At 52.0% G+C, this 17,766-nt stretch carries 20 protein-coding genes; 15 read left to right on the forward strand and 5 right to left on the reverse strand.

The features are described from left to right. Positions 1-75: 75 nt before the first annotated feature. Together C7B16_RS08870 and mdtH are read right to left on the reverse strand one after the other, a co-directional pair. Positions 76-636: a lipoprotein gene (locus C7B16_RS08870; RefSeq protein WP_001516173.1), complete on the reverse strand. Its 561-nt coding sequence runs from the start codon at positions 634-636 to the stop codon at positions 76-78. Between the two features lie 170 nt (positions 637-806). Next, positions 807-2,015, reverse strand: a complete 1,209-nt coding sequence (mdtH, locus tag C7B16_RS08875) for a multidrug efflux MFS transporter MdtH (protein ID WP_000092221.1) — start codon at positions 2,013-2,015, stop codon at positions 807-809. A gap of 235 nt (positions 2,016-2,250) precedes the next feature. On the opposite strand from mdtH, the gene rimJ reads away from it, so the two are divergent. The 4 genes from rimJ to murJ all read left to right on the forward strand — a co-directional run bounded on the left by rimJ (position 2,251) and on the right by murJ (position 6,063). Continuing rightward, positions 2,251-2,835, forward strand: coding sequence for a ribosomal protein S5-alanine N-acetyltransferase (gene rimJ, locus C7B16_RS08880; protein WP_000468210.1), 585 nt, complete (start codon positions 2,251-2,253; stop codon positions 2,833-2,835). 10 nt (positions 2,836-2,845) lie between these two features. Then, positions 2,846-3,493, forward strand: a complete 648-nt coding sequence (locus tag C7B16_RS08885; RefSeq protein WP_000877132.1) for a YceH family protein — start codon at positions 2,846-2,848, stop codon at positions 3,491-3,493. A gap of 1 nt (position 3,494) precedes the next feature. Further along, positions 3,495-4,418 (forward strand): Gfo/Idh/MocA family protein, encoded by a 924-nt coding sequence (locus C7B16_RS08890; protein WP_000736170.1) that lies wholly within the window; start codon positions 3,495-3,497, stop codon positions 4,416-4,418. A gap of 109 nt (positions 4,419-4,527) precedes the next feature. After that, positions 4,528-6,063 (forward strand): murein biosynthesis integral membrane protein MurJ, encoded by a 1,536-nt coding sequence (murJ, locus tag C7B16_RS08895; RefSeq protein WP_001050690.1) that lies wholly within the window; start codon positions 4,528-4,530, stop codon positions 6,061-6,063. Between the two features lie 39 nt (positions 6,064-6,102). On the opposite strand, the gene flgN is transcribed toward murJ, so the two are convergent. From flgN to flgA, 3 genes are all read right to left on the reverse strand, one after another. Further along, positions 6,103-6,519 carry a flagella biosynthesis chaperone FlgN gene (gene flgN / locus C7B16_RS08900; protein WP_001516175.1) on the reverse strand — a complete coding sequence of 139 codons (417 nt, stop codon included), beginning with the start codon at positions 6,517-6,519 and terminating at the stop codon, positions 6,103-6,105. Between the two features lie 4 nt (positions 6,520-6,523). Then, positions 6,524-6,817 (reverse strand): flagellar biosynthesis anti-sigma factor FlgM, encoded by a 294-nt coding sequence (gene flgM, locus C7B16_RS08905; RefSeq protein WP_000020864.1) that lies wholly within the window; start codon positions 6,815-6,817, stop codon positions 6,524-6,526. Between the two features lie 75 nt (positions 6,818-6,892). After that, positions 6,893-7,552, reverse strand: a complete 660-nt coding sequence (gene flgA, locus C7B16_RS08910) for a flagellar basal body P-ring formation chaperone FlgA (protein WP_001166613.1) — start codon at positions 7,550-7,552, stop codon at positions 6,893-6,895. A 153-nt stretch (positions 7,553-7,705) separates the two neighbouring features. Between flgA and flgB the strand changes: the two genes are divergently transcribed. The 11 genes from flgB to flgL all read left to right on the forward strand — a co-directional run bounded on the left by flgB (position 7,706) and on the right by flgL (position 17,672). After that, positions 7,706-8,122, forward strand: a complete 417-nt coding sequence (flgB, locus tag C7B16_RS08915; RefSeq protein ID WP_107179586.1) for a flagellar basal body rod protein FlgB — start codon at positions 7,706-7,708, stop codon at positions 8,120-8,122. Between the two features lie 3 nt (positions 8,123-8,125). Beyond that, on the forward strand, positions 8,126-8,530 hold the full coding sequence (gene flgC, locus C7B16_RS08920; protein ID WP_001196470.1) for a flagellar basal body rod protein FlgC: 405 nt from the start codon (positions 8,126-8,128) through the stop codon (positions 8,528-8,530). 11 nt (positions 8,531-8,541) lie between these two features. Then, positions 8,542-9,237 carry a flagellar hook assembly protein FlgD gene (gene flgD / locus C7B16_RS08925; protein WP_000020468.1) on the forward strand — a complete coding sequence of 232 codons (696 nt, stop codon included), beginning with the start codon at positions 8,542-8,544 and terminating at the stop codon, positions 9,235-9,237. A gap of 24 nt (positions 9,238-9,261) precedes the next feature. Beyond that, positions 9,262-10,467: a flagellar hook protein FlgE gene (gene flgE / locus C7B16_RS08930; protein ID WP_000885838.1), complete on the forward strand. Its 1,206-nt coding sequence runs from the start codon at positions 9,262-9,264 to the stop codon at positions 10,465-10,467. 19 nt (positions 10,468-10,486) lie between these two features. Then, complete coding sequence (gene flgF, locus C7B16_RS08935; RefSeq protein ID WP_000349270.1) at positions 10,487-11,242, forward strand: flagellar basal-body rod protein FlgF; 756 nt, start codon at positions 10,487-10,489, stop codon at positions 11,240-11,242. A gap of 171 nt (positions 11,243-11,413) precedes the next feature. Next, positions 11,414-12,196, forward strand: coding sequence for a flagellar basal-body rod protein FlgG (flgG, locus tag C7B16_RS08940; RefSeq protein WP_000625823.1), 783 nt, complete (start codon positions 11,414-11,416; stop codon positions 12,194-12,196). Between the two features lie 52 nt (positions 12,197-12,248). Beyond that, positions 12,249-12,947: a flagellar basal body L-ring protein FlgH gene (flgH, locus tag C7B16_RS08945; protein WP_016248589.1), complete on the forward strand. Its 699-nt coding sequence runs from the start codon at positions 12,249-12,251 to the stop codon at positions 12,945-12,947. A gap of 11 nt (positions 12,948-12,958) precedes the next feature. Next, complete coding sequence (gene flgI / locus C7B16_RS08950; protein WP_001516179.1) at positions 12,959-14,056, forward strand: flagellar basal body P-ring protein FlgI; 1,098 nt, start codon at positions 12,959-12,961, stop codon at positions 14,054-14,056. Further along, positions 14,056-14,997: a flagellar assembly peptidoglycan hydrolase FlgJ gene (flgJ, locus tag C7B16_RS08955; protein WP_001516180.1), complete on the forward strand. Its 942-nt coding sequence runs from the start codon at positions 14,056-14,058 to the stop codon at positions 14,995-14,997. The genes flgI and flgJ overlap by 1 nt, the downstream gene beginning before the upstream one ends. Positions 14,998-15,062: 65 nt before the next feature. Then, positions 15,063-16,706 carry a flagellar hook-associated protein FlgK gene (flgK, locus tag C7B16_RS08960; protein WP_016261911.1) on the forward strand — a complete coding sequence of 548 codons (1,644 nt, stop codon included), beginning with the start codon at positions 15,063-15,065 and terminating at the stop codon, positions 16,704-16,706. Between the two features lie 12 nt (positions 16,707-16,718). Then, a complete protein-coding gene (gene flgL / locus C7B16_RS08965; RefSeq protein ID WP_001212793.1) occupies positions 16,719-17,672 on the forward strand; it encodes a flagellar hook-associated protein FlgL in 954 nt (317 codons plus the stop codon). Positions 17,673-17,766: the final 94 nt, after the last annotated feature.

Raw genomic sequence — 17,766 nt, forward strand, 5'->3', positions numbered from 1 at the left:
TTGCCGGACACAAAGGATAAGCGGAAACGTTTTCCTTTGCACGAAAAATAAAGGGCGCGAATGCGCCCTTCGTGTTTAATCAGTAAACGGAATGACAATTTCGCCAGGTTTCACCTCAATACCTTTCGCCAGTTTTTTCGCCATTGCTTCACCCTGACTACCATCTTCGCGCAGAATGTAAGCCGGTTGCTGGTTGAAGTAATTGCGTAGTGCCTGGTTCAAATAGGGAAGCAATGTTTGCATTACCGTTTGCATTTTTTCTGGCTGCACCGTTGCGTCGACCACTTCCATCTCTTTCAGGAAGATCGCGCCTTTTTCTTTATCAAACACCGGCAGCGCCTTCAGCTTCAGTTTCATGGTTGCTTTCTGGCTGCCGAAAAGAGAGTTCATATCCAGATTGGCATCACCGGTTAAGGTGATCTTATTTGGCTCTTCGCGGCCAATTTGACTGGCCAGATTTGTCAGAACGATATGGGCATCAGCCACACCGGGCAAACCGATATCTTTTGAGAAATTATTATGTTTCGCAAGCGACTGGTTAATTTCTTGTTCGCTAATCGTGTACTGGGTGAGTTGATTACAGCCAACGAGCAGGCCGCTGATGATCAATGCAGCGGCAAATAAAAACTTGTTCATGGTAGTCCTCGACATGAAATCTGCGTCAATATCCTGACACAACGCAGCATGTGTCACCAGCGTTAAACCCGCCAGCAGAAAAAACTGAAAACAGCGGCGACAGGTAATAACAGGTTGCTGCGGCGAGTAGATTGACTGGGCGAACAATGGTAACAGAAAGCATGGCATTTTCAGGCGTCGCGTTCCAGCAACCGACGCGTAGCGCGTTTCTGGCTAAATTGCCACCCCATCGCAACGAAGGTGATAATGCCAATAATGCCCAACATTATCCACGGTAGTTCTGGTTGCTGCGCCGATTTACCCAGGTCAAACAGCCAGCCGCCACCGACATAACCGATAGCACCGCCAATCGCCAGGCCCAGACGACTAAACCCCATATAGCTGCCGCGCGCTCGTGCATCTGCCAGCGAGGCGCTTAGGGTTTCACGCGCAGGTTCGGCAATGATTGAACCGATATAAAATAGACAAATCAGGGTGAAGAGTTGTTGCAGATTGCTGACCATTCCAACCGGTATCATGCTTAACGACATGACCAATAGCCCAGCCATCAATCGGTGTTCCAGACGAAAACGTCTTTCGCTCCAGCGGGCGATAGGGTAAAGCAACGTTAAGGAGAGACACGCTTCAATGGCATACATCCATTTAACGGCAGAGGGCGCTCCGGCGATATCGTTGACCATAATCGGCAGCATCAGCATTACCTGAACGGCCAGCATGTAGTAGCCTGCCAGCGTCAGAACATAGGTGACAAAACGTTTATCGCGCATCACGCGGGCCATGCCTTCGCGGACTGGCGTACGCACGGTAGAAAGTTTCCATGCCGGTAACAACCAGGCATTAAATGCCGCACACAGCACAAACAAAATTGCACCCGTCGCGCAGACCAGGCGGAAATCGTATTGCAACAGCCAGCTACCTAATAATGCGCCAATGACCGCACCAGCACTGTCCTGCATCATCAACAGGGAGAAAAAACGTCCACGCTGTTGCGGACGGATCAATTTGACCACCAGTGCCGAACGCGGCGGATCGAACAGAGTACCGCCAAGACCTGAGAGAAGGCAGGAAAACCACAGCATCCATGGCTCGTGGGCGATCCCCATAGTGGCAAATCCCGCGGCGCGCATCAGCATTCCGGTGACGATCATCGGTTTTGCGCCAAAGCGGTCGGCAATTGCGCCGCCAAAAATGCCTAAACCTTGCTGAATGAACTGACGCAGACCGAGAGCAATACCGACCATCACGGCTGCCCAGCCCATTTGATCAACGAAGCGGATAGAGATCAGGGGGAAGACAACAAAGAACCCCAGCACGACCAGCATATTATCGATGAGCAGGAAATATTTACCCAGGTTCCTGGCCTGTGAAACGCGCGACATTTCCCCTCCCGGGAAATAAAAGATGAGCACTTTCTATTCTGCATGGTCGCTAATGCTTTTCCCATATTTCCCGGGACAATATTTTTTTATCGAAAGTCCTCTTTGATAGAGAGTTTTTATCAAATATGTGAATAATGCAGGAAATGGCATTTTGGACTTTTCACAGGTTCTGGTTGCGCAGGTATAGTAATACTTACAGCGTATTAAAGACGTTACGGGAAGGAGTAGGTATAGAATGTTTGGCTATCGTAGTAACGTGCCAAAAGTGCGCTTAACCACAGACCGACTGGTCGTGCGTCTGGTGCATGAGCGTGATGCCTGGCGGCTGGCGGACTATTACGCAGAAAATCGCCATTTCCTCAAGCCCTGGGAACCAGTGCGCGACGAAAGTCACTGCTACCCTTCAGGCTGGCAGGCCAGGTTAAGCATGATTAATGAATTTCATAAACAAGGTTCTGCATTCTATTTTGGGTTGTTCGACCCGGATGAGAAAGAGATTATTGGCGTTGCCAATTTTTCTAATGTGGTGCGAGGATCTTTCCATGCCTGCTATCTCGGTTATTCAATCGGACAAAAATGGCAGGGCAAGGGGCTAATGTTTGAAGCCCTGACCGCCGCCATTCGTTATATGCAGCGTACCCAACACATTCATCGCATTATGGCCAACTATATGCCGCACAATAAACGTAGCGGTGATTTGCTGGCGCGACTGGGTTTTGAAAAAGAAGGTTATGCGAAAGATTATCTGTTGATTGATGGACAATGGCGCGATCACGTGCTGACGGCATTAACCACCCCGGACTGGACGCCCGGCCGCTAAGGAGAATGTTATGAAGTATCAACTTACCGCACTGGAAGCCCGCGTGATTGGCTGTTTACTGGAAAAACAGGTGACGACGCCGGAGCAATACCCGCTCTCCGTGAATAGCGTAGTCACGGCCTGTAATCAGAAAACGAACCGTGAACCGGTAATGAACTTAAGCGAATCTGAAGTGCAGGAGCAGTTGGATAATCTGGTAAAACGTCATTATTTACGCACGGTGAGCGGTTTTGGTAATCGGGTCACCAAATATGAGCAACGCTTTTGTAATTCAGAATTTGGCGATCTGAAACTGAGCGCCGCAGAAGTGGCGTTAATCACCACGTTGTTATTGCGTGGTGCCCAGACGCCGGGTGAACTGCGCAGCCGCGCGGCGCGAATGTATGAATTTAGCGATATGGCGGAAGTGGAGTCGACGCTGGAACAACTGGCGAATCGCGAAGATGGCCCTTTTGTGGTGCGTCTGGCTCGCGAACCGGGTAAACGCGAAAGTCGCTATATGCATCTTTTCAGTGGTGAGATAGATGAGCAACCTGTGGTAACGGAACCGTCGAAGGCGGTTGAAGGTGATTTACAGGCCCGTGTCGAAGCACTGGAAATCGAAGTGGCAGAACTGAAACAGCGTCTTGATTCGTTGCTGGCCCATCTGGGAGATTAAAGTGAAAAAATTACGTATCGGCGTAGTGGGGTTAGGAGGGATCGCGCAAAAAGCGTGGTTACCGGTGCTGGCGGCAGCGTCTGACTGGACGTTACAGGGGGCATGGTCGCCAACGCGCGAGAAAGCTCTACCCATTTGTGAAAGCTGGCGCATTCCTTATGCCGATTCGTTATCTAACCTTGCTGCCAGTTGCGATGCAGTTTTTGTCCACTCCAGCACCGCCAGTCATTTTGAAGTGGTCAGTGCGTTATTAAACGCTGGCGTTCATGTCTGTGTCGATAAACCCCTGGCAGAAAATCTGCGCGATGCCGAGCGGCTGGTGGAACTGGCGGCGCGGAAAAAACTGACGTTGATGGTTGGTTTTAACCGTCGCTTTGCACCGCTCTACAGTGAGCTAAAAACGCAACTTGCCACCGCAGCGTCGCTGAGAATGGATAAACATCGTACTCATAGCGTCGGGCCACACGATCTTTATTTCACGTTGCTGGATGATTATCTGCATGTGGTTGACACTGCACTGTGGCTGTCTGGCGGCAAAGCCTCCCTTGACGGTGGTTCGCTGTTGACTAACGAGTCTGGCGAAATGTTGTTTGCCGAGCACCATTTTTCGGTGGGGCCTTTGCAAATCACCACCTGCATGCATCGCCGTGCTGGTAGCCAGCGTGAAACGGTGCAGGCCGTGACCGACGGCGCGCTCATCGACATTACGGATATGCGTGAATGGCGCGAAGAGCGCGGGCAGGGCGTGGTGCACAAACCGATTCCCGGCTGGCAAAGTACCCTCGAGCAGCGTGGATTTGTTGGCTGCGCGCATCATTTCATCGAATGCGTGCAAAATCAGACAGTTCCACAAACTGCTGGTGAGCAGGCAGTACTGGCGCAGCGCATCGTTGACAAACTCTGGCGAGACGCGATGAGTGAATAAACCCTGTAACATCTGGCGGTAGCAATTCACCATAATCCAGGTAGACTATTCGCCTCTTTCAGCGCCTGCGTTGCAGGCGTTTTGTTCGTGGGTCTGGATTAGAACACCAATGAATTTATTAAAATCGCTGGCCGCCGTCAGCTCGATGACCATGTTTTCGCGTGTGCTTGGCTTTGCACGTGACGCTATTGTCGCCAGAATTTTTGGCGCAGGGATGGCAACCGACGCTTTTTTCGTCGCTTTCAAACTTCCTAACTTGTTGCGCCGTATCTTTGCCGAAGGGGCATTCTCCCAGGCATTCGTGCCGATTCTGGCGGAATATAAAAGCAAGCAAGGTGAAGATGCAACTCGGGTCTTTGTCTCTTATGTCTCGGGCCTGCTGACGCTGGCACTGGCGGTTGTGACCGTTGCCGGGATGCTCGCCGCACCGTGGGTGATAATGGTGACTGCGCCGGGCTTTGCTGACACCGCCGACAAATTCGCGCTGACCACTCAGCTATTGCAGATCACTTTTCCCTATATTTTGCTGATCTCCCTGGCATCGCTGGTGGGGGCTATTTTGAATACCTGGAACCGTTTCTCGATTCCGGCATTTGCCCCGACGTTACTTAACATCAGCATGATTGGTTTTGCGCTGTTTGCTGCACCGTACTTTAATCCGCCGGTGCTGGCGCTGGCGTGGGCTGTTACGGTGGGCGGTATACTGCAACTGGTGTATCAGCTACCGCACCTGAAGAAGATCGGCATGTTGGTTCTGCCGCGCATTAACTTTCACGATGCAGGAGCAATGCGCGTGGTGAAACAGATGGGGCCGGCGATCCTTGGTGTTTCTGTTAGTCAGATCTCCTTGATCATCAACACCATTTTTGCTTCGTTTCTTGCCTCAGGTTCCGTGTCGTGGATGTACTACGCCGACCGTTTAATGGAGTTTCCGTCTGGCGTACTGGGCGTGGCGCTGGGGACTATTTTGCTGCCGTCGCTGTCGAAAAGTTTTGCCAGCGGTAATCATGATGAATACAACCGCTTGATGGACTGGGGCCTGCGTCTTTGTTTCCTGCTGGCGCTGCCGAGCGCGGTAGCGTTGGGTATTCTCTCTGGTCCATTAACTGTTTCGCTGTTCCAGTACGGTAAATTTACCGCCTTTGATGCGCTGATGACTCAGCGGGCATTGATTGCCTATTCAGTGGGGTTGATCGGCCTGATTGTGGTGAAAGTGCTGGCTCCGGGTTTTTATTCCCGCCAGGATATTAAAACACCGGTGAAAATTGCCATCGTCACGCTGATTTTGACGCAGTTGATGAACCTGGCGTTTATCGGCCCGTTGAAACATGCCGGACTGTCGCTTTCCATTGGTCTGGCAGCTTGCCTGAATGCCTCGCTGCTTTACTGGCAGTTGCGTAAGCAGAAAATCTTTACCCCGCAACCCGGTTGGACTGCGTTTCTGCTGCGTCTGGTGGTAGCAGTGCTGGTGATGTCTGGCGTACTTTTAGGTATGTTGCACATCATGCCGGACTGGTCATTGGGTACTATGCCCTGGCGCTTACTGCGTTTGATGGCGGTAGTTGTCGCGGGAATTGCGGCGTACTTTGCCGCGCTGGCGGTGCTGGGCTTCAAAGTCAAAGAGTTTGCCCGTCGGACGGCTTAATAACCAATCCCGGCCTGCATTGCAGGCCGGAGAAAATCTTCAGATAGATATCTTTTTACCGCCGCGATGGGGCGTTGAGGTTTGACCGTTGGCCCCGTACAGCGTCGGCTCCTGATGTGGTTTCAGCATTTCCAGCGCCTGTTGATTGCGCTCAATCTGTCCTTCCAGTAGCCAGCCGTTATGTTGATTTAACTGACGCAGTTGCTGCGTTTTTACGGTAATTTCCTGCCAGCATTGTGCGATATCGTTGCTGTTTGCGGCATCCGGTATTTGCCGACGTAACTGCTCGAGGTAATCCAGCGTCGCCAGCAGTGAGCTTTTTTGTTCTGTAATCCGTTGTAACTGACTGCCGTTGATCTGCCCCATAGAGAGATGTTGCAGCTCTTGCTCCATCACCGTTTTAAGATCGTTAAGCACTGCGGACATCTGGTCGAGGATCTCTGCAAGACGCGTCATACGTTTATTTACTCAGTAAGTCTTGTTGCACTTCGCTGATCAGTGCATCGGCAATTTTGCCGACATCTATCTTTAGTTCACCGTTACGAATCGCCAGTTTCAACGCTTCTACGCGCTCAAGATTGATATCACTGCTGCCTGGTTGCATCAGCTTTGCTTGTGCATCGCTTAATGTCACACTGGTACTGGCGGCGGCGGTCGTTTTTGTCGAGCGGGTATTGGCTACCGGAGTGTCACTGGTTTCGCGTGGCTGAACGGTGCTTATGGGCTTCAGGGGAGCGGTGCGGTCAATACTCATGGTTTATTCCTCATTGAGGGCGCTTTTATCATTTGTTGCTTATTTATCGGCAATAGTCGGTCAATCTTTAACAGATTACAGGTTTATAAGAATATTCCCATCCGCATCCACCACACCACTGACCACCTGACCCGACACCATGCGGACACGAGCATTTTGCGCAACCGCCGCGTTGTTCAGCGCCTGACCTTCAGCATTAGCGCTGAAACCATCGCCACTGGCGATCACGTTGACACGCTGTCCGGCTTTTACTCGCCAGGCCTGGCGTAGCATGGTTAGTTGTATTGGCTGCCCGGGCGTCAGATCGCGCAGACTGACTGCATCAACCAGTTGATTAACATCCAGTACAGTACGTGGCGGTAAGGTATCCAGCCGTCCGCGTTTCAGTTTGACGCTGGCAGATTCCAGTTTTCCTCCCCGCACAATGGGCATCGCGGCAACGACATAATTCCCGGTGGCCTGCACATTGACTTGCACATATCGTTTGTCGTTGCCGCAGCGTGCCAGCACATTCACATTGCCCCACAGGCGGGAATTACTGGTGATGGAAAACAATGGCTGTTCACACGCAGGCAGTAAATGGGGGGGCGTGCGAATAGAGATACGAACCTCATCACTCAACCCCGCCAGTTGTACCACAAAAAAGGTTTTCAATTGTGATGTGAAATCGCCAGCCGTACTCAGCGGGCTGAACAGTATCGCGATGAGTACCACGCCATGTTTCATTATTTGCATTTCCGCCCCCAGCCATTTCTACAGGCTAAATTGTACCCGCGCGGCGTGACCATCAACGGCATAAATAGCGACCCATTTTGCGTTTATTCCGCCGATAACGCGCGCCTAAAGCCTTTAAGCTGACGGCAGAATTTTGATATCTGCGGAGGAGATATGCTCGATAAGCTCGACGCCGCCTTACGTTTTCAACAAGAGGCGCTCAATCTGCGCGCCCATCGTCAGGAAGTGCTGGCGGCAAACATCGCCAACGCCGATACCCCTGGTTATCAGGCGCGCGATATAGATTTTGCCAGTGAACTTAAAAAAGTAATGCTGCGTGGACGGGATGAAACCAGTGTGGTGGCCCTGACCATGACCTCAACGCAACACATTCCGGCGCAGGCGCTGACGCCTCCTTCCGCAGAACTGCAATACCGTATTCCGGATCAGCCTTCGCTGGACGGCAATACCGTCGATATGGATCGCGAACGCACCCAGTTTGCCGATAACAGCCTGCAATATCAGATGAGCCTTAGCGCGTTGAGTGGGCAAATCAAAGGCATGATAAACGTTTTACAGAGCGGAAATTAACGGATGGCACTGCTGAATATTTTTGAGATCGCCGGGTCGGCGTTAACTGCCCAGTCCCAGCGTCTGAACGTAGCGGCCAGTAATCTGGCGAATGCCGATAGCGTGACAGGGCCAGACGGACAACCTTATCGGGCGAAACAGGTGGTGTTTCAGGTGAACGCCGCGCCGGGAACCGCGACAGGTGGGGTGAAAGTGGCTGACGTGATTGAAAGCCAGGCGCCAGACAAACTGGTATATGAGCCGGGAAATCCACTGGCGGACGCGAAGGGTTACGTGAAAATGCCAAACGTGGATGTGGTTGGGGAGATGGTTAACACCATGTCGGCATCACGCAGTTATCAGGCCAACGTTGAAGTCCTCAACACGGTGAAAAGCATGATGCTGAAGACCCTCACGCTCGGTCAATAAAGGAGAAAACCATGTCCATTGCGGTAACCACTACCGATCCGACAAACACTGGTGTCAGTACTACCAGCAGTAGTTCGCTCACTGGCAGTAACGCTGCAGATTTACAAAGCAGTTTTCTGACGTTGCTGGTGGCGCAACTGAAAAATCAGGATCCGACCAATCCGATGGAGAACAACGAGTTGACATCGCAACTGGCGCAAATCAGCACGGTTAGCGGGATTGAAAAACTCAATACTACACTCGGTTCGATTTCCGGACAGATAGACAACAGTCAGTCGCTACAGGCCAGTAACCTGATTGGTCATGGTGTGATGATCCCCGGCACCACCATTCTTGCCGGTACTGGCAGTGAAGAAGGGGCGGTAACCACGACCACGCCGTTTGGTGTTGAACTGCAACAGGCGGCAGACAAAGTCACCGCCACGATCACTGATAAAAATGGCGCGGTTGTACGCACGATTGATATCGGTGAACTGACCGCCGGAGTCCACAGTTTCACCTGGGACGGCACATTAACTGACGGCACAACCGCACCGAATGGTTCTTATAACGTGGCGATTAGCGCCAGTAACGGTGGTACGCAGTTAGTTGCGCAACCGCTGCAGTTTGCTCTGGTGCAGGGCGTGATCCGCGGTAACAACGGTAATACGCTGGATCTCGGCACTTACGGCACCACCACTCTCGACGAAGTACGGCAGATAATTTAAGCCTTCACATTTCAGGAGTCAGTCATGGCCTTTTCTCAAGCGGTTAGCGGATTAAACGCAGCCGCCACCAACCTCGATGTTATTGGCAACAATATCGCCAACTCCGCCACCTATGGTTTTAAATCCGGTACGGCTTCTTTTGCTGATATGTTCGCGGGTTCTAAAGTGGGGCTGGGGGTAAAAGTTGCCGGCATTACCCAGGATTTTACCGATGGAACGACCACGAATACAGGACGTGGCCTTGACGTTGCCATCAGCCAGAACGGTTTCTTCCGCCTCGTAGACAGTAACGGCTCAGTGTTTTACAGCCGTAACGGGCAATTTAAACTCGATGAAAACCGTAATCTGGTGAATATGCAAGGTTTACAGTTAACGGGTTATCCGGCAACCGGCACACCACCGACTATTCAGCAGGGGGCGAATCCAGGCAATATTTCGATTCCGAATACCCTGATGGCGGCGAAAACGACGACAACGGCGTCAATGCAGATCAACCTTAACTCCAGTGATCCTCTTCCGACAGTCAAAACTTTCGATGCCAGTGATGCGGATAGCTATAACAAAAAAGGTTCGGTAACGGTATTTGACAGCCAGGGGAATGCTCATGACATGAGCGTCTACTTTGTGAAGACCGGGGATAATAACTGGGATGTTTACACCCAGGATAGTAGTGATGCAGCCAGTATCGCTAAGCAAGTAACAACACTGGCGTTTGATGCGAATGGAACTCTGACATCTGGTGCTTCTGCGTTAGTTGCCACCGGTGCAATTAACGGTGCAGATCCCGCCTCATTCTCGTTAAGTTTCCTCAACTCCATGCAACAAAACACCGGTGCGAACAACATCGTGGCAACCACCCAGAACGGCTACAAACCGGGCGATCTGGTGAGTTACCAAATCAACGATGACGGTACGGTAGTCGGCAACTATTCCAACGAACAAACCCAACTGTTGGGGCAGATTGTGCTGGCTAACTTCGCTAACAACGAAGGACTGGCGTCCGAAGGCGATAATGTCTGGTCTGCGACGCAATCTTCTGGCGTGGCGCTGTTGGGGACTGCCGGAACAGGCAATTTTGGCACGCTGACCAATGGTGCGCTGGAAGCGTCCAATGTCGATCTCAGCAAAGAACTGGTCAATATGATTGTCGCCCAGCGTAACTATCAGTCCAACGCCCAGACTATCAAAACCCAGGACCAGATCCTCAACACGCTGGTTAACTTACGCTAATCGCTGACGGGATAGCTCAATGGATCACGCAATCTATACCGCGATGGGGGCCGCCAGCCAGACGCTGAATCAGCAAGCGGTAACTGCCAGTAATCTGGCGAATGCATCTACACCTGGTTTTCGCGCGCAGATAAACGCCTTACGTGCGGTGCCGGTAGAGGGACTTTCGCTGCCTACACGCACGCTGGTGACGGCATCTACGCCAGGGGCAGACATGACGCCCGGCAAGATGGATTACACCTCACGTCCGCTGGATGTTGCGTTACAGCAAGACGGCTGGCTGGCCGTGCAGACCGCTGACGGTAGCGAAGGATATACGCGTAATGGCAGCATTCAGGTTGATCCCACCGGGCAACTGACGATTCAGGGGCATCCGGTGATTGGTGAGGCGGGGCCGATTGCTGTGCCGGAAGGGGCGGAAATCACTATTGCTGCCGATGGTACTATCTCGGCGCTGAATTCTGGCGATCCGGCAAATACCGTCGCTCCAGTCGGGCGGCTGAAACTGGTGAAAGCTACGGGCAGTGAAGTGCAGCGCGGCGATGACGGCATTTTTCGTTTGACTGCTGAAAGTCAGGCCACACGTGGAGCGGAACTTCAGGCAGACCCGACGTTACGGGTGATGTCGGGCGTGCTGGAAGGCAGTAATGTCAATGCTGTTGCGGCGATGAGCGACATGATTGCCAGCGCGCGGCGTTTTGAAATGCAGATGAAGGTTATCAGCAGCGTTGATGATAACGCAGGCCGTGCCAATCAACTGCTTTCGATGAGTTAATTGAAAGGATAAGTGACAAGCATAAGTTACCTGATGCGCAATTTTATCGGGCTTACGAGTTGCATCGCAATGTATTGAATTTGCGAGATCTTGTAGGCCGGATAAGGCGTTTACGCCGCATCCGGTAAAAAGACATATGCACGTGGTCAGCACTCCACTACAGGACATTTTATGATCAGTTCATTATGGATCGCCAAAACCGGCCTCGACGCCCAGCAAACCAATATGGACGTCATTGCCAACAACCTGGCAAACGTCAGTACCAACGGTTTCAAGCGTCAGCGGGCGGTGTTTGAAGATCTGCTTTATCAAACCATTCGCCAGCCTGGAGCGCAGTCTTCCGAACAAACCACCTTGCCGTCCGGGTTACAAATCGGTACTGGTGTGCGTCCGGTTGCCACTGAACGCCTACACAGTCAGGGCAACCTGTCGCAAACCAATAACAGCAAAGATGTGGCGATTAAAGGGCAGGGCTTTTTCCAGATCATGCTGCCGGATGGCTCATCGGCCTACACCCGCGACGGCTCTTTCCAGGTGGATCAGAACGGGCAGTTGGTGACGGCGGGTGGTTTTCAGGTACAGCCTGCGATCACCATTCCAGCGAATGCGTTAAGCATCACCATCGGTCGTGATGGCGTGGTCAGCGTAACCCAGCAAGGCCAGGCGGCTCCGGTTCAGGTTGGGCAGCTTAATCTCACTACCTTTATGAACGACACTGGGCTGGAGAGCATTGGCGAAAACCTCTACACCGAAACGCAATCCTCCGGCGCACCGAACGAAAGTACACCGGGTCTGAACGGCGCGGGGCTGCTGTATCAAGGGTATGTTGAAACATCTAACGTCAACGTGGCGGAAGAACTGGTCAACATGATTCAGGTACAACGTGCCTACGAAATCAACAGTAAAGCGGTATCTACCACCGATCAGATGCTGCAAAAACTGACGCAACTCTAAGGCATAACCGGTGGCTGGTTCACCGGTTTACTGATTTTTGAAGATGATAGCCATGCAAAAAAACGCTGCGCGCATTTACGCCATTTCCAGCTTGTTGGTGTTTTCACTGACCGGCTGTGCCTGGATACCCTCCACGCCGTTGGTACAGGGGGCGACTACTGCACAGCCGGTTCCTGGTCCGACACCCGTCGCCAACGGTTCCATATTCCAGTCTGCTCAGCCGATTAACTATGGCTATCAACCGCTGTTTGAAGATCGCCGCCCACGTAATATTGGCGATACGCTGACCATTGTGTTGCAGGAAAACGTCAGTGCCAGCAAGAGTTCTTCCGCTAATGCCAGCCGCGACGGTAAAACCAATTTTGGCTTTGATACTGTGCCGCGCTATTTGCAGGGGCTGTTTGGTAATGCCCGCGCTGATGTCGATGCCTCTGGCGGCAATAGCTTCAACGGGAAAGGTGGAGCCAATGCCAGCAATACCTTCAGCGGCACGTTGACGGTGACGGTCGATCAAGTGCTGGTAAACGGTAACCTGCATGTGGTGGGTGAAAAACAGATCGCCATTAATCAGGGCACCGAATTTATTCGCTTCTCCGGCGTGGTCAATCCACGCACTATCAGTGGTAGCAACACCGTACCGTCTACCCAGGTGGCGGATGCGCGCATTGAGTACGTTGGCAATGGCTACATTAACGAAGCACAAAATATGGGCTGGTTACAGCGTTTCTTCCTTAACCTGTCGCCAATGTAAGTGAGGCTGTGGTGATTAAATTTCTCTCTGCATTCATTCTTCTGCTGGTTGCAGTCGTGGCGCAGGCCGACCGTATTCGCGATCTCACCAGCGTTCAGGGCGTACGGCAAAACTCGCTGATTGGTTATGGGTTGGTAGTTGGCCTGGATGGTACGGGTGACCAGACGACCCAGACGCCGTTTACCACGCAAACGCTAAATAACATGCTCTCGCAGTTGGGAATTACCGTTCCGACAGGCACCAATATGCAGTTAAAAAACGTCGCTGCGGTAATGGTGACGGCGTCACTTCCGCCTTTTGGACGCCAGGGGCAAACCATTGATGTCGTGGTGTCGTCGATGGGTAACGCCAAAAGTCTGCGTGGCGGTACGCTGCTGATGACACCGCTTAAGGGTGTCGATAGCCAGGTGTATGCGCTGGCGCAGGGCAATATTCTGGTCGGCGGCGCAGGCGCATCGGCGGGGGGCAGCAGTGTTCAGGTTAACCAATTGAATGGCGGACGGATCACCAATGGTGCAATTATTGAGCGCGAATTGCCCAGCCAGTTTGGTGCTGGCAATACCTTCAATTTGCAGCTAAATGAGGAGGATTTCACCCTGGCGCAGGAAATTGCCGATACCATCAACCGCACACGCGGATACGGCAACGCGACGGCGTTAGATGCGCGAACTATTCAGGTACGCGTGCCGAGTGGCAACAGTTCCCAGGTGCGTTTCCTTGCCGATATCCAGAACATGCAGGTCAATGTCACTCCGCAGGACGCCAAAGTGATTATTAACTCGCGTACCGGTTCAGTGGTGATGAATCGTGAAGTGACCCTCGATAGCTGCGCGGTGGCACAGGGCAACCTCTCGGTTACGGTGAATCGGCAGGTGAATGTCAGCCAGCCAGATACGCCGTTTGGTGGTGGAGAAACCGTGGTAACCCCACAAACGCAGATCGACTTACGTCAGAGCGGTGGTTCGCTGCAAAGCGTGCGTTCAAGCGCCAGCCTCAATAACGTAGTGCGCGCGCTCAATGCATTGGGGGCTACGCCGATGGATCTGATGTCCATACTGCAATCGATGCAAAGCGCGGGATGTCTGCGGGCAAAACTGGAAATCATCTGATGATTAGCGACAGCAAACTGCTGGCCAGTGCCGCCTGGGATGCACAATCGCTTAATGACCTGAAAGCGAAAGTGGGTGAAGATCCGGCGGCAAATATTCGCCCGGTGGCTCGTCAGGTAGAAGGGATGTTCGTGCAGATGATGCTGAAAAGTATGCGTGAAGCCTTACCGAAAGATGGCCTGTTCAGCAGCGAGCATACCCGACTCTACACCAGTATGTATGACCAGCAGATTGCCCAACAGATGACAGCAGGCAAAGGTCTGGGGCTGGCGGAGATGATGGTTAAACAGATGACACCAGAGCAGCCGTTGCCAGATGAAGCAACGCCAGCGGCACCGATGAAATTCCCGCTTGAAACTGTGATGCGTTACCAAAACCAGGCGCTCTCGCAACTGGTGCAAAAAGCCGTACCACGTAACTACGATGATTCGCTACCTGGTGACAGCAAAGCGTTCCTCGCGCAACTCTCGCTTCCCGCCCAACGGGCAAGCCAGCAAAGTGGTGTGCCGCATCATCTGATCCTTGCCCAGGCGGCGCTGGAATCAGGCTGGGGACAACGGCAAATCCGTCGTGAAAATGGTGAGCCAAGCTATAACCTGTTTGGCGTCAAAGCCTCCGGCAATTGGAAAGGGCCGATCACTGAAATTACCACCACCGAATATGAAAATGGCGAAGCGAAGAAAGTAAAGGCGAAGTTCCGGGTTTACAGCTCATATCTTGAAGCGCTTTCAGATTATGTCGGTCTATTAACACGTAACCCGCGTTACGCCGCCGTGACGAATGCCAAAAGCGCTGAGCAGGGGGCGCAGGCATTACAGGACGCGGGATATGCGACCGATCCTCATTATGCCCGCAAACTAACCCATATGATTCAGCAGATGAAATCGGTAAGCGACAAAGTGAGCAAAACTTACAACATGAGTATCGATAATCTGTTCTGAAGAACTCAAGTCCGGCGGGTGTCTGCCGATAATGCTCTGTAATTGAAGGCTTATAAGGAACCTCCATGTCCAGCTTGATCAATAACGCCATGAGCGGACTTAACGCGGCGCAGGCAGCGTTAAATACGGCGAGTAATAATATTTCCAGCTATAACGTTGCCGGATATACCCGCCAAACCACCATTATGGCGCAGGCCAACAGCACTCTGGGTGCAGGTGGTTGGGTTGGCAATGGTGTCTACGTATCCGGTGTGCAACGTGAGTATGATGCGTTTATTACCAACCAGTTACGTGCGGCGCAAACCCAAAGTAGCGGTCTGACTTCCCGCTATGAACAGATGTCGAAAATCGACAATATGCTTTCTGGCAGCACGACCTCGCTGGCAACACAGATGCAGGATTTCTTCACCAGTCTGCAAACACTGGTCAGTAACGCGGAAGATCCGGCGGCACGTCAGGCGCTGATCGGTAAAGCAGAAGGGCTGGTAAACCAGTTTAAAACCACCGATCAGTATCTGCGCGACCAGGATAAACAGGTCAATATCGCGATAGGTGCCAGCGTTGACCAGATCAACAATTATGCTAAACAAATCGCCAGTCTGAACGATCAAATCTCACGCCTGACAGGTGTGGGGGCAGGGGCGTCACCTAACGAGCTGCTGGATCAACGTGATCAACTGGTGAGCGAATTAAACCAGATCGTTGGTGTAGAAGTCAGCGTTCAGGATGGCGGCACTTACAACATCACGATGGCCAATGGTTACTCACTGGTACAGGGCAGCACGGCGCGTCAGTTGGCGGCAGTACCGTCCAGCGCCGATCCTTCCCGCACGACAGTCGCTTATGTTGATAGTACTGTGGGCAATATTGAGATCCCGGAGAAATTACTGAATACCGGGTCGCTGGGCGGCCTTCTGACATTCCGTTCTCAGGATCTCGACCAGACGCGCAATACGCTCGGACAACTGGCGCTGGCATTTGCCGGGGCTTTCAATACTCAACACAAAGACGGGTTTGATGCCAATGGCGATACAGGGAAAGATTTTTTTGCCATCGGGAAACCGGCTGTGCTGGAGAATACTAAAAACCAGGGTAGTAGCGCGATCAGCGCCACGGTGACCGACGGCTCCGCGGTGCTGGCAACAGATTACAAAATCTCTTTCAACAATAATCAGTGGCAGGTCACCCGCCTTGCCAGCAATACTACTTTTACGGTGACGCCAGATACCGACGGTAAAGTTTCGTTTGACGGTCTGGAGTTGACGTTTACCGGCACACCAGATGCTAATGACAGCTTCACGTTGAAACCGGTAAGCGATGCCATCGTCAACATGGACGTTTTAATCACCGACGAAGCGAAAATCGCCATGGCGAGCGATAAAACCGCTGGTGAGAGCGATAACCGTAATGGTCAGGCGCTACTGGATTTGCAAAGCAACAGTAAAACGGTGGGCGGGGCGAAATCCTTCAACGACGCCTATGCCTCGTTAGTGAGTGATATCGGCAATAAAACTGCTACGTTGAAAACCAGCAGTACGACGCAAGGTAATGTGGTGACGCAACTCTCTAATCAGCAGCAATCTATTTCCGGCGTCAACCTTGATGAAGAGTACGGCAACTTGCAACGTTTTCAGCAGTACTACCTGGCGAATGCGCAGGTTCTGCAGACGGCGAACGCCATTTTCGATGCGCTTATTAACATTCGCTAAGGGAGAGAAAAAATGCGTTTCAGTACCCAGATGATGTACCAGCAAAATATGCGCGGTATCACCAGTTCCCAGGCGGAATGGATGAAGTATGGCGAACAGATGTCGACGGGTAAGCGAGTTGTTAACCCTTCTGACGATCCCATTGCTGCATCACAAGCTGTCGTGCTCTCACAAGCGCAGGCGCAAAACAGTCAGTACACGCTGGCGCGTACTTTCGCGACGCAAAAAGTGTCGCTGGAAGAGAGTGTGCTTAGCCAGGTTACTACGGCAATCCAGAACGCCCAGGAAAAAATTGTCTACGCCAGCAACGGCACGTTAAGTGACGATGATCGGGCATCGTTAGCCACGGATATTCAGGGACTCCGCGACCAGTTGTTGAATCTGGCGAATACCACTGACGGTAACGGGCGCTACATTTTTGCTGGTTATAAAACCGAATCCGCACCGTTTAGCGAAGCGAAAGGTGAATATGTCGGCGGAACTGAAAGTATTAAGCAACAGGTTGATGCTTCGCGTTCGATGGTGATAGGGCATACCGGCGACAAAATTTTTAATAGCATTACCAGTAATGCGGTAGCGGAACCAGATGGTAGCGATTCTGAAACCAGCCTTTTTGCTATGCTGGATAGCGCCATCGCTGCGCTGAAAACACCGGTTGCAGATAGTGAAGCGGATAAAGAAACCGCTGCTGCGGCATTAGATAAAACTAACCGTGGCCTGAAAAACTCGCTGAATAATGTGCTCACCGTACGTGCGGAATTAGGCACACAGTTGAACGAACTGGAGTCGCTGGATTCATTAGGTAGCGATCGCGCTTTAGGTCAGACGCAGCAGATGAGTGATTTGGTTGATGTGGACTGGAACGCGACGATTTCATCTTACATCATGCAGCAAACAGCGTTACAGGCGTCGTACAAAGCGTTTACTGATATGCAAGGATTATCGCTTTTTCAGCTCAATAAATAAGCACTTTTCAAACATATCATGAAACTGGGTATGTTTTGTCTGCCCGCTCTGGGATCGCCTGAGCGGGCATTTTTTTGCCTTATTTTTGAGTGTG

Origin of the sequence: Escherichia sp. 20412-1 (assembly GCF_003027595.1) — a bacterium.
Taxonomy (GTDB): Bacteria; Pseudomonadota; Gammaproteobacteria; order Enterobacterales; family Enterobacteriaceae; genus Escherichia; species Escherichia marmotae.